Below are 12,346 nucleotides of genomic sequence, written 5' to 3' on the forward strand. Positions count from 1 at the left end.
GGGCCACCCGAGTGTGGCCCCGATCACAGTAGGGACACCCACCGACGCTCCACCAGACCGAACGGTCGGAAAGTCCCTAGATCCGCCGCAGCCGCGGGCCGGGGGGCACCAGGTCGGCGGCGTCGCGGAACGACTCGCCCACGAGCACCGGCACGACCTGGCTCACGTCGTGCTGCGCGGCGATCTCCACGTCGGCGACGAACCCGGCGTCGGTGAGCTCGCGGCCCGAGGCGCAGTGGAGCAGGTCGAACGGCAGCACCGTCGCCTGCCACGCGGCCATCGCCGTCCGCGCCTCCGGGCTGGCCTCCGCCTCGGCCTCCCGGTCGAGCGCCGCCAGCACCGCCCCGGCTCCCCACAGGTCCTCGACGGCGGGGCGGAGGGTGTCGTCGTGCCACCGCTCGCCGGCGGGGACGACCACCACGCTCGCGCCGTCGGCGACCTTGGGCGCCAGCCACCGAGCCACCGCGGTGGCGTTGCGCAGGCAGGCGCCGACGACCTGGGCGCCGGACTCGGCCAGCGCGAAGGCGATCGTCGAGCCGTTGGGCGAGGGCAGCACCAGCCGCTGTAGGCCCTCGACCTCGGCCAGGCTCGCGGGCGAGAGCGAGACGTGCCGGGCGTCGCCTCGCGACCGGGCCTCGAACCGCCCGATGGCCAGGGTCGCCCCGTGGCGCATCGCGTGCTCGGCCGCCCGCGCGTCGCGCCACCGGAACGGGAAGACCTCGACGCCGCGCTCGACGGCGACGCTCAGCGTGGTGGTGAAGGAGAGGACGTCGACCACGACCGCGTAGTCCGCGGGCACGGCTTCGGCACCCGTCGGCCCCCACTCCATGCGGAGCCGGTAGGTGGACTGGTCGTGGCCCGGCAGCGTCACGCGGTCATTCAACCGGCTCCACCGTCCCGATCACCAGATCCGGACGCGTCCCTCGGGCTCGAGCCAGAGGCCGTCGCCGGGCTGCGTCTCGAAGACCTCGTGGAACTCGTCGAGGTTGCGCACGATGTTGGCGCGGAACTCGGCCGGGCTGTGGGGGTCGATCGTGAGGTACTGCAGCTCCTGCTCCTTGCGGCGCTTGGTGCGCCACACGTGGCTCCAGTTGAGGAAGAGCGTGCGCCGGTCCTCGACGGAGGCGTCGCCGCCCTCGCTGATGACGTACGCCTTATGGGCGATGGTGAGCCCGCCGAGGTCGCCGATGTTCTCGCCGACGGTGAGGCTGCCGTTGACGTGCTCGCCGGGGAGGTTGCGCGGCTCGAAGGCGTCGTACTGCGCGACCAGCGCCTGCGACTTGGCCTCGAAGGCCGCCTTGTCGTCGGCGGTCCACCAGTCGTGGAGGTTGCCGTCGCCGTCGTACTGCGCGCCCTGGTCGTCGAAGCCGTGGCCGATCTCGTGGCCGATGACGGCACCGATCCCGCCGTAGTTCTCCGCCGGGTGGGCGTCGGGGCTGAAGAACGGCGGCTGCAGGATGGCGGCCGGGAAGCAGATCTCGTTGGTGCCCGGGTGGTAGTAGGCGTTCACGGTCTGGGGCAGCATCAGCCACTCGTCGCGGTCGACGGGCTGGCCCACCTTCTCGAGCTGGCGGTCGGTCTCGAACGCCGAGGCCGAGGCGACGTTGCCCATCAGGTCGTCGGCCGAGACCGTGAGGCTGGAGTAGTCGCGGAACTCCGCGGGGTAGCCGATCTTGGGGTAGAAGCGGTCGAGCTTGTCGTACGCCTTCTGCTTGGTGTCCTCGCCCATCCAGTCGAGCGCCTCGATCGAGCGGCGGTAGGCCGTGACGAGGTTGGCGACCAGCTCGTCCATCATCTGCTTGGACCTCGGCGGGAAGTGGCGCTCGACGTAGACGCGGCCCACGGCCTCGCCGATCGCGCCCTCGACGAAGTCGACGCCGCGCTTCCACCGCGCGCGGAGCTCGGGCGTGCCGTTGAGGGTGCGGCCGTAGAAGTCGAAGTTCGCCTCGACGAACGCGTCGGGCAGGTAGGGCGCCGAGCTGCGCACGATCCGGACGTGGAGGATGTCGCGCCAGGTCTCGATCGGCGTCTCGTCGAGCACCGTCGACAGGTGGGAGAAGAAGTCGGGCTGCATCACGATCGTGCGGCGCAGCATCTCCTCGGTGCCGCCGAGGCCCGTGACGTAGGTGACCCAGTCGAACGCCGGGCACAGCTCGAGGAGCTCCTCGAGGCTCTTGTGGTTGGTCGTCTTCTGGACGTCGCGGGTCTCAGCGGCCTCCCAGTGGCCCTCCGCCAGGCGCGTCTCGTACGCCAGCACGCGCGCGGCCGCGCCGGCCGGGTCGCCGTGCTCGCTGAGCGTCAGCAGGGTGGTGAGGTAGGCGAGGTACTTCTCGCGGATCTCGGCGAACTTGTCGTCGCGGTAGTAGGACTCGTCGGGCAGGCCGAGCCCGCCCTGGGCGAGGTAGACGATGTTGCGCGAGGCGTCGGCACGGTCGGGCGTGATGTAGGAGCCGAACAGGCCGGGCCCACCGACCCGCTCGAAGGCACCGAGGAAGGCGGCGAGGTCGACGAGGGTCTCGATGCGCCCCGCCTGGTCGAGGAGTCCGCGGATCGGGTCGAGGCCCTTCGCGGCGATGGTCTCGGTGTCCATGAAGGAGGCGTAGAGGTCGCCGATCTTGCGCTCGTCGGCGTCGAGCTCGTCGGTCGGACGGTCTGCCAGCCCGGTGATGATGTCGCGGACCTGCTGCTCGGCGGCGTCGGCGAGCGCGATGAAGGCGCCCCAGCTCGACTTGTCGGACGGGATCTCGGTCTCGTCGAGCCACCGGCCGTTGACGTGGCCGAACAGGTCGTCCTGAGGGCGGATGTCGGGGTTCATGCCCTCGCGGGCGGCATCGAGGATCGTCACGCGCACGACCCTAGCCCCGACGTCCTCAGCGCACGCGTACGACCGACTTGCCGAGGGTGCGGCGCTCGTCCATGTCGACGAGCGCCCGCCCGAAGTCGCCGAGGTCGTAGGTCGCGCCGATCGGCGGCCTGACCACGCCCGACTCGATCATCGGCGTGAGGCGGTGCCACTGCTTCTGCATGTAGCCGGGCCGGGTCATGGCGTACGCCCCCCAGCCCACGCCGCGCACGTCGGTGTTGCCGAGCAGCAGCCGGTTCACCTTGACCTGCGGGATGCCCTGGCCCGCGGCGAAGCCGACGACGAGCACGCGACCCTGCTCGGCGAGGCAGCGCAGGGAGTCGGTGAAGGCGTCGCCGCCGACGACGTCGAGCACGACGTCGACGCCGCGGCCCCCCGTCAGGTCCTTGACCGCGTCCCTGAAGTCCGGTCCGACGACGACGTCGTCGGCTCCCGCGGCCCGGGCGAACTCCGCCTTCTGCTCGGTGCTGACGACCGCGATGGTGCGGGCGCCGAGGCCCTTGGCGACCTGCAGCGTGGCCGTGCCGACGCCGCCGGCCGCGCCGTGCACGAGGACGGTCTCGCCCTCGCGGAGGCTGCCGCGCTCCTCGAGCGCGAACAGGGCGGTGAGGTAGTTCATCGGCAGCGCGGCACCCTCGTCGTACGACAGCGCGTCGGGCAGCGCGAACGTGAAGGTCACCGGGTTCGCCACCTGCTCGGCGGCACCTCCGTGGAGGTTCACGCCCGCGACGCGCTGGCCGACGGTGAAGCCGCTCGACTCCGGCGAGCCCGGGTCGAGCACCACCCCCGCGAAGTCGACGCCGAGGGTGAACGGCGGCTCCGGCTTGAACTGGTACTCCCCCCGGCTGAGCAGGAGGTCGGGGAAGGCGATGCCGACGCGGTGCACCTCGACCAGGACCACGTCGTGGCCCGGGGCGGGCGGGTCGACCTCGCGGACCTCGACGTCGGTGGGACCGGTGAGCGTGACGACCTGGACTGCCTTCATGGCGGGGAGCCTACGACCGGCTGGAGTCACCGGATGTCCGGGGACCGCCCTGCTTCGAGGTGGAGATCTCGACCTCGGAGCACGCATCTCGGGTGCGAAGCCTCAGCCGACCCGCTTCACCTCGGCCAGCTCGAAGTGCATCGGGTCGGTCCAGCGCCAGTCGCCGCCCCACGCGAAGCCCCAGGTCTTGAAGATCGCCACCACGTCGTGGTCCATCTCGCCGACGGTGCCGCGCTGGTTGCCCGGGACGTTGAGGTCGAGCGCGAGCCCGAAGGCGTGGTTGGACAGCGTCGTGGAGCCGGCGATGAAGCGCGGGTAGTAGCACCCGGCGTACTCGCCCGGGTCGATCTCGCCGGCCAGCCCGCGCTGCTGCACCTCGAGCAGCGCGGCGCGCAGCTGCGGGAAGAGGTCCTTGTGGCAGGTGACGGTGCCCAGGATCGGCACCGCCTCGGTGCGGATGTTGGCCGCCACCCAGGCGGGGTCCGGGCTGATCCGGCCGCCGCCGGCGACCTGGTAGCGGTAGGTGCCGACGAGGCTGCCGAGCGTGCCGCCGGTGGGGATCGCGGTGAGCCTGGCGTCCGGGTCGAGGCCGATGCGGGAGGCCACGTCGAGCATCTGGACCGACGCGTCCTTGCCGACGAGCGACTGGAGCTTCCTCCGGATCGTCGCGGGCGCGAAGCCGTCGGTGGAGATGAGCAGGCCGTTGTCGTCGGCCATCCCGATGTCCTCCGCCCACGCGGTGTTGACGACCATGTCGACGGTGGGGATCTGGGGGGTGTACGCCCCCACGTGCAGGGTGGGTGCGTCGTCGTCGGTCCCGAGACGGATCATCCCGGCCTCGTCGGCCAGGCGCCGGGCGACGGTGCGGTCGATCGCCAGCTCGCCGCCGGCGACGCGGTCCCACGCCTCCTGGAAGTCGGCCACGTCCGCCTGCGTGAAGTGGCGGTAGTCGCCCGGGTCGACGGACGCCACCGTGAGGACCCTGTTCTCCAGGCTGACCTGCCCGAGGCCGATCCGCTCCGTGTGCGCGACCTGCTCGAGGTCGTCGATCTCGTCCAGCAGGGCGTCGTCGATGGGCTCGTCCCACTGGACGAGGATGTCCGCGCTCCACAGGCGTCCGTCGCGCTTCCCCGGGGGTTCGACCGCGTGCGCGGGGTCCGCCACCGGCGCCGCCGACGGCTCGCCCGTCGCAGTGCCCGTGGCCGCGGCGGACGTCGGGGCGGGGTCCGGCGTCGGCTCGGCCGGGTCGCTGCACGCCGAGACCAGGCCGGCGAGCAGCACGAGGGCGACGACCCCCGCCGGCCCTGACCCCCGTCGTACGCGCATGCCGCTCAGGCTAGGCGTCCGATGACTGGACCCGGTGGGGGATCGTGATCCAGGAGATCAGCCCGCCCACCACGAGGAGCACGGCGCACGCGGTCATCGCGGAGCCGTACGCCGAGTCGAAGCGCGCCGGGTCGCGGTAGTCGTCGCCGGCGAGGCCGACCGCCATCGGCAGCGCGGCCACCGCCAGCAGCGACCCGGCCCGGGCGACGGCGTTGTTGATGCCGCTCGCGATCCCGGCCTCCTCGTCGGGCGCCGCGGCGAGGACGGTCGCCGTGAGCGGCGCGACCATGAGGGCGAGCCCGAGCCCGAAGACGGTGAGGCCGGGCGCGACGTCGCGCAGCCAGCTCACATCGGGCCCGACCGAGAGCAGCCACAGCGTGCCGCCGGCCATCACGATCGGGCCGAACGTCATGGGGATCCGCGGCCCGATGCGTTCGCCGAGGGCGCCGCCGCGGGCGGCGAGGAGCAGCATGCAGGCGGTGATCGGCAGCGTCGCGAGCCCGGCCTCGAGGGCGTTGTAGCCACCGACCGTCTGGAGCTGGAGGACCAGGAAGAAGAGGATCGCGCCGAGCGCGGCATAGACGAGCAGCGTCATCAGGTTGGCCGCGCTGAAGGTGCGGTCGGCGAAGAGCCCGAGGGGCACCATCGGACCGCGGGTGCGGCGCTCGACGACGACGAACGCCGCCGCAGCGACCACGCCCACCCCGGCCGCCCACCACGTGGCCGCGCCGCCGGCCTCGGTGAGCGCCCAGGTGGTGCCGGCCAGCGCCAGCGAGGCCAGCGCGGCACCGGGGACGTCGAACCGGGTGTGCGCCCGCGGGTCCCTGGTCTCCGGCACCCACGTCTGCGCCAGCCACACGGTCAGGGCGGCGAGCGGCAGGTTGATCAGGAAGATCCAGCGCCACGAGGCGTGGTCGACCAGCAGCCCGCCGACCAGCGGGCCCAGCGCGGCGGCGATGCCGCCCAGGCCGGACCACGCGCCGATGGCGCGACTGCGGTCCTCGGCGCGGAAGGCGCCCTGGATCATCGCCAGGCTGCCGGGGGTGAGGAGCGCGCCGCCGATGCCCTGCAGCACCCGCGCGGCGATCAGCACCTCGGCGTTGGGCGCGACGCCGCACAGCAGCGAGGCCAGCGCGAACCAGACCGTGCCGATGACGAAGACCCGCCTCCGACCCAGCCGGTCGCCGAGCGAGCCGCCGAGCAGGATGAGCGAGGCCAGCGAGAGGAAGTAGCCGTTGGTGATCCACTGCAGCTGCTCGAGCGAGGCACCGAGGTCGTCGCCCATCGACCGCAGCGCGACGTTGACGACCGTGCCGTCGAGCAGCGTCAGACCCGACCCCAGCGTCGCGGCGGCGACGACGCCCCGGGCGGTGGGCGTACCCCAGGCGACGCCGTTGGCCGCGCTGGCGGGCGTGCCGCTCACGACGCGTCCGCCCGGGACCCGCCGAGGACCTGCCCGGCCAGCCACGCGATGTCGGCGCCGGTCCTCGCCGGCGTGCCCGAGGGCTGCATGACGTGGCTCAGCACCACGCGGACGACCATGTCGATGGCGGGGTCGAGGCGGTCGGGGTCGATATCGGGTGCGTACGGCACCACCCGTGCGCTGACGACCTCCTTCGCGACACCCAGGAGCCCGGCGGCGTTGGTCGTCAGCAGGGGCAGCAGCTCGGTGTCGGCGCCGTGGGTGGCGCTGACCACCGCGTGCAGCAGGTCGTTGTCGCGGGCGTACGTCAGCACGTCGGTCACCGAGCGCTCGATGCCCCGGGTGAGGTCCTCGGGCTCGGCGTCGAAGGCGTGCTCGACGACCTGGAGGAAGCGGGCGAGCTCCTCGAGGATCATGGTCTCGGCGAGCGCGGGCTTGGAGCCGACCTCGTTGTAGACGGTCTGCCGGCTCACGCCGGCCGCGTCGGCCAGCCGCGCCATGGTCACCGCGGCCCACCCCGACGACGTCGTCATCTCCACCGCCGCCGCGACGATGCGGTCGCGGGTGGTGGGCATGGACAGAGTCTAGGCAGCCCGCTCGGGCTCGACGGGGACGAAGTCGACCTTCTCGCGCACGCCGCAGTCGGGGCAGCACCAGTCGTCGGGGATGTCGGACCAGGCGGTGCCCGCGGCGAACCCCTCGTGCTCGTCACCGGCCGCGACCTCGTAGACGTAGTCGCAGCTCGGGCAGCGGGCGGCGAGCACCTCGGCCGCGGGCTCGGGTGCGCCCGCCGCAGCAGTCGCCTCGTCGCTGCGGACCCGACCCGGCAGCGGGTAGCGACGGAGGTACGCCTCGCGCTTGCGAGGGCAGATGTTGGCGAGCGAGACGTCGCCACCGACGTGGTCGACCACGCGCTGGTCCATCACCCGGCGCCAGACGGCGGGGACGATCGCGAGGACGATCATCCCGGCGTACCCGGTCGGGAGCACCGGGCTCTCCTCGAAGTCGCGCAGCGTCTGGTAGCGCCGGGTCGGGTTGGCGTGGTGGTCGCTGTGGCGCTGCAGGTGGTAGAGCAGCACGTTGGTCGCGATGTTGTTGGAGTTCCAGCTGTGGCTGGGCAGGACGCGCTCGTAGCGCCGCCGCTCGCCCTCACCGACCTTCTGCCGCAGCATCCCGTAGTGCTCCATGTAGTTGACGACCTCGAGGAGCGAGAAGCCGACGACCGCCTGGACGAGCAGGTACGGCAGCACCTCGACGCCGAACGCGGCGAGCACCGCGACCCACAGCACGAGCGTCATCAACCAGGCGTTGAGCACGTCGTTGTCGAGGCGCCACGGGCCCTGTTTGCGGCGTGCGAGGCGGCGCTTCTCCAGGCGCCACGCGGACCGCAGCGACCCGACGACCGTCCGCGGCCAGAACGCGTAGAAGCTCTCCCCCAGCCGGGCGCTCGCCGGGTCCTCCGGGGTCGCGACACGTACGTGGTGGCCGCGGTTGTGCTCGATGTAGAAGTGGCCGTAGCCGACCTGGGCGAGCGCGATCTTGGAGAGCCACCGCTCGTTGGCCTCCTTCTTGTGGCCGAGCTCGTGGGCGGTGTTGATGCCGATCCCGCCGATGCAGCCGATGGAGACGGCCAGCCCGATCCTGTCGAGGGTCGACAGCGGCAGGTCGTCGAGCAGCCCGAACGCGTCCCACCCACCGACCACCGCCATCGCGCCGAGGAAGCCGGCGTACTGGATGGGCAGGAAGAGGTAGGTGATCCACCGGTAGTAGCGGTCCTGCTCCAGCGCCTCGATCACGTCGTCGGGCGGGTTCGCGCGGTCGAGACCGGCGACCAGGTCGATCGCCGGGACGATGCCCAGGATGACGATCGGGCCGACCCAGAACCACACGCTCCAGCCGGTCGCGAGGTAGCCCCCGAACGCGACGAACGCGAGGCTCGGCACCACCAGGCCGATGAGCCAGAGGTAGCGCTTGCGGTCCGTCCAGATCTCGGTCGTGCCCTCGGGCACCGTGCCGCTGGGGGCGAGTCGGGTGGGGTAGCCGGGCATCGTCCTGACCTCCTGCCGTGGGTTTACAAGACTGTAGGGTCTGTAAACCTTGCTTGACAAGAGATCCGGTTCTGTCAACGTCAGCGATCCCCGGTTGACCGGGGATCGCTGACGTTGTCGGCCTTTGCAACCCCTGACAACGTCAGGAACCCCCGGCTGACCGGGGATCGCTGATCAGTCGCGTCAGGCGTTCTCCTTGCGGAAGGTCGCGGTGCCCCACCAGACGGCGAGGGCGAAGAGGGCGAGCGCCCAGGTCGTGCCCCACATGACCCCGCTCGCCGCGAAGTCGCCGACGAAGGAGCTGCGGACCCCGTCGACGATCCAGCGGAAGGGCATGAAGTCGCTGATCCGCTCGAGCCAGGCCGGACCGAGGGTCATCGGCAGCATGATCCCGCTGAGGAGCAGGACCGGCATCATCACCATGTTGATGACCGGGGCCATCACGTCCTCGGACTTGGTGGTGAGCGCCAGCGCGTTGGACGCCGCCGCGCACGCGCCGCCGACCAGGACGGTGATGCCGACGCCGGCGACGACGCCGCCCCACGAGGGGCGCATGCCCATCGCGGTGCCGAGGCCGATGAGGATGAGCGCCTGCACGAGCAGCTGGAGGAGGTCGCGCATCAGTCGGCCGACGAGCAGGGCCGTACGCGAGGCCGGGGTGACGCGCTCGGCCTCGACGACGCCCTCGCGCCACTCGGCGATGAGACCGAACCCGGCGAAGAACGCCCCGAACATGCCGAGCTGCACGAGCAGGCCGGGCACGAGGAACGTGTAGCCGTTGGTCGCGCCGAACTGCGAGACCAGCGGCTTGAGCAGCGGACCGAAGAGCAGCAGGTAGAGGATCGGCTGCAGCGCGCCGATGATCACCCACGCGGGGTTGCGCAGGTTCATCCGCAGCTGGCGGCGGAAGACGATGAAGCTGTCACGGAAGAACGTGCTCATGCGGTGACCTCCTGGGTCGGACCGGTCGAAGCGGTCGAGTCGGTCGGGTCGGTGGAGTCGGTGGAGTCGGTGGCGTCGGCCTCCGACTCGGCGTCGCGGAGCGAGCGCCCGGTGAGGGTGAGGAAGACGTCGTCGAGGGTCGGGCGGTGCACCTCGATGGACTCGAGGGTGACGCCGGCGGCCTCGACGTCGCGCAGCAGCCCGGGGACCACGCGCCCCGCCCGCGCCACCCGGCCCGAGACGTGGGTGCCGGAGGTCTCCACGGACGCGGCGACGCTGGCGAGCTTCTCCGCCGCGAGGGTGACCTGGTCGGCCGACACCTCGAGGGTGACCAGGTCGCCGGACACCTGCGCCTTGAGGTTGTCGCTGGTGTCGGAGGCGACGATGCGCCCCTGGTCGATGATGACGATGCGGTCGGAGAGCGCGTCGGCCTCGTCGAGGTAGTGGGTGGTGAGAAAGACCGTCGCCCCGCGCTCGGTGCGCAGCCGGGCGATGTGCTCCCACAGGTTGGCGCGAGCCTGGGGGTCGAGACCCGTCGTGGGCTCGTCGAGGAAGACCAGCGTCGGGTCGTGGATCAGCCCCATCACGATGTCGAGGCGGCGCTTCTGCCCGCCCGACATGTTCTTCGGCATCCGCTCCCAGAGGCCGTCGAGCTGGAGCTGGGCGAAGAGCTCCTTGCCGCGGGACTCGACCTGTGTGCGGGACAGGCCGTAGAGCATCCCGTGGTCCATGACCTCCTCCCCCGCGCGGGCGCCCGAGGAGACGCCGCCCGCCTGGGAGACGTAGCCGATGGAGCGGCGTACCTGCTGCGACTCGCGCACTACGTCGTAGCCCGCGACGGTCGCCGTGCCGGCGTCGGGTCGCAGGAGCGTCGTCAGCATCCGCAGCGTCGTCGTCTTGCCGGCGCCGTTGGGGCCGAGGAAGCCGACGACCTCGCCCTCGGCCACGTCGAGGTCGACGCCGTCGACGGCGCGGACCTCCTTTTTCTCCTTCCCGACGCGCGTCTGGAAGGTCTGCACGAGTCCTCGCGCTGTGATCATGTGCCCACCCGTTCGTATGTTCAACCTTGAACACTCAGTCTGCGGTGTCGACTCGACGGCCGCAACCGGATTCTGGGGCGACCCACCGACAGTCCGTCGTCGGAGCGGGAGGTCAGGAGGGCTCGCGGCCCAGCAGCGCCCGGTAGCGCTCCCCGTCGACCGCCATCTGGCGACCGGGGTCGTCGGCGGGCGGCACCCACCGCCACGGCTCCCCGGCGAGGTCGAACTCGCCGCTGCGCAGCCGGCCGACCGTGTCGGCGAGCCACACCCGCTCCTCGCGCAGGGTCGCGAGCCAGAGCCGTACGCCGTGGACGGCGTGCGGGGGCGCCTCGTGCCCGCTGCCCGGGTCCCACGCCTCGAGCGCACGGTCCACCTCGTGGAGCCGCACCTCGAGGTGCCGCGTCGCGACGTCGCGGTCGAGCAGGGGCAGCATCCCGAACGCGGCGTGGAAGCCGACCGCGTTGAAGAGGGTGACCGTCTCGAGTCCCTCGCCGAGCAGCCGGGCGAGCTCGCCGCGGCCGGACTGGGTGATCTCGTAGACCGCCACGGTCCGGCCCTCGTCGTCGACGTCGTGGCGCACCACCTGGCCGAGCTTGACCAGGGTGCTGAGCCCGCCATAGATCGAGCCCGGTCCGAGGTTGGCCCACTCGTCGACGCGCCACGACACCAGCTCGCGGCGGATCTGGTAGCCGTTGACCGGTTCGAACATGGCCACGGCCCCCAGCAGCAGCATGCGCGTGGTGTGGACGGCCATGTCCGGATCGTAGGTGGTGCCCCGACCCGGCCGGCACGTCTCACCACCCTGTTACCGGCGTCACACCCCCTGCGCGTGGGCGATAGGTTGTGGGCCATGGATCACCCCTTCGGCATCGACTTCGGCGGCACCGGCATCAAGGGCGCGCCGGTGGACCTCGAGGTCGGCGACTTCGCCCACGACCGGGTCCGGATCGACACCCCCAGGCCGGCGACGCCGCAGGCCGTCGCGGACGTCTTCCAGCAGATCGTCGACTCGTTCCCCGCGTCCTCGACGCCGGTGGGCGTCACCGTGCCCGGCATCGTGCGGCACGGGGTGGTGCTGTCGGCCGCCAACATCGACAAGTCGTGGATCCGCGGCGACGCCGACGCGATCTTCACCGAGGCCCTCGGTCGCGAGGTGCACGTCGTCAACGACGCCGACGCGGCCGGCCTCGCCGAGGCGGAGTACGGCGCCGCCCGGGGCCGCAAGGGGCTGGTCATGGTGATCACCCTCGGCACGGGCATCGGCTCGGCGATGATCTACGACGGCATCCTCGTCCCCAACTCCGAGATGGGCCACCTCGAGCTCGGCGGCGCGGTCGCCGAGGTCACCACCGCCACCAGCGCACGCGAGCGCGAGGACCTCAGCTGGGCGGAGTGGTCGAAGCGGCTCACCGTCTACTTCCGCCACCTCGAGCGGCTCTTCACCCCCGACCTCTTCGTCATCGGCGGCGGGGTGAGCAAGTCGTGGGAGAAGTTCGGCCACCTCATCGAGGTCGAGACCGAGATGGTGCCCGCCACGCTCCAGAACCGCGCCGGCATCGTCGGCGCCGCACTCGTGGCCCACCGAAAGGCGGGCACCGAGGACTGAGGTCGCGACCGAGGGATGAGTCGAGCGGGCTCCCCGTCAGCGCCGGTCCACCCTGCGTCCCCGCCGTCGCCACCTGCACGTCACCCAGCACCGAAAGCCTGTTCGGGTCCACA

The 12,346-nt window shown here is 71.8% G+C and carries 11 protein-coding genes; 1 reads left to right on the top strand and 10 read right to left on the bottom strand.

Annotated features, from left to right (window positions below; all coding sequences use genetic code 11):
• Nucleotides 1–76 precede the first annotated feature (76 nt).
• The 10 genes from F4692_RS06975 to F4692_RS07020 all read right to left on the bottom strand — a co-directional run bounded on the left by F4692_RS06975 (nucleotide 77) and on the right by F4692_RS07020 (nucleotide 11,381).
• Nucleotides 77–871, bottom strand: coding sequence for a 2-phosphosulfolactate phosphatase (locus tag F4692_RS06975; RefSeq protein WP_308645188.1), 795 nt, complete (start codon nucleotides 869–871; stop codon nucleotides 77–79).
• A gap of 30 nt (nucleotides 872–901) precedes the next feature.
• Nucleotides 902–2,845, bottom strand: a complete 1,944-nt coding sequence (locus F4692_RS06980; protein ID WP_308645189.1) for a M13 family metallopeptidase — start codon at nucleotides 2,843–2,845, stop codon at nucleotides 902–904.
• Between the two features lie 25 nt (nucleotides 2,846–2,870).
• Nucleotides 2,871–3,848 carry an NADPH:quinone oxidoreductase family protein gene (locus tag F4692_RS06985; RefSeq protein ID WP_179618839.1) on the bottom strand — a complete coding sequence of 326 codons (978 nt, stop codon included), beginning with the start codon at nucleotides 3,846–3,848 and terminating at the stop codon, nucleotides 2,871–2,873.
• 102 nt (nucleotides 3,849–3,950) lie between these two features.
• Nucleotides 3,951–5,174 (bottom strand): M15 family metallopeptidase, encoded by a 1,224-nt coding sequence (locus F4692_RS06990; protein ID WP_179618840.1) that lies wholly within the window; start codon nucleotides 5,172–5,174, stop codon nucleotides 3,951–3,953.
• A gap of 10 nt (nucleotides 5,175–5,184) precedes the next feature.
• Entirely contained in the window at nucleotides 5,185–6,597 is a 1,413-nt protein-coding gene (locus F4692_RS06995) for an MFS transporter (RefSeq protein WP_179618841.1), read from the bottom strand.
• Nucleotides 6,594–7,172, bottom strand: coding sequence for a TetR/AcrR family transcriptional regulator (locus F4692_RS07000; protein WP_179618842.1), 579 nt, complete (start codon nucleotides 7,170–7,172; stop codon nucleotides 6,594–6,596). Before F4692_RS07000 ends, F4692_RS06995 begins: the two co-directional genes overlap by 4 nt.
• Nucleotides 7,173–7,181: 9 nt before the next feature.
• The gene (locus F4692_RS21040; RefSeq protein WP_179618843.1) at nucleotides 7,182–8,645 is read right to left on the bottom strand and encodes a fatty acid desaturase; all 1,464 of its coding nucleotides are present in this window, start codon (nucleotides 8,643–8,645) and stop codon (nucleotides 7,182–7,184) included.
• A gap of 183 nt (nucleotides 8,646–8,828) precedes the next feature.
• Nucleotides 8,829–9,587: an ABC transporter permease gene (locus F4692_RS07010; RefSeq protein ID WP_179618844.1), complete on the bottom strand. Its 759-nt coding sequence runs from the start codon at nucleotides 9,585–9,587 to the stop codon at nucleotides 8,829–8,831.
• Nucleotides 9,584–10,627 (bottom strand): ATP-binding cassette domain-containing protein, encoded by a 1,044-nt coding sequence (locus F4692_RS07015; protein WP_179618845.1) that lies wholly within the window; start codon nucleotides 10,625–10,627, stop codon nucleotides 9,584–9,586. The genes F4692_RS07010 and F4692_RS07015 overlap by 4 nt, the downstream gene beginning before the upstream one ends.
• Before the next feature lie 112 nt (nucleotides 10,628–10,739).
• On the bottom strand, nucleotides 10,740–11,381 hold the full coding sequence (locus F4692_RS07020) for a PadR family transcriptional regulator (protein WP_257029524.1): 642 nt from the start codon (nucleotides 11,379–11,381) through the stop codon (nucleotides 10,740–10,742).
• A gap of 96 nt (nucleotides 11,382–11,477) precedes the next feature.
• Here F4692_RS07020 and ppgK point away from each other — a divergent pair, with 96 nt between their 5' ends.
• Nucleotides 11,478–12,233, top strand: coding sequence for a polyphosphate--glucose phosphotransferase (ppgK, locus tag F4692_RS07025; RefSeq protein ID WP_179618846.1), 756 nt, complete (start codon nucleotides 11,478–11,480; stop codon nucleotides 12,231–12,233).
• Nucleotides 12,234–12,346: the final 113 nt, after the last annotated feature.

Origin of the sequence: Nocardioides cavernae, from assembly GCF_013410035.1 — a bacterium.
Taxonomy (GTDB): Bacteria; Actinomycetota; Actinomycetes; order Propionibacteriales; family Nocardioidaceae; genus Nocardioides; species Nocardioides cavernae_A.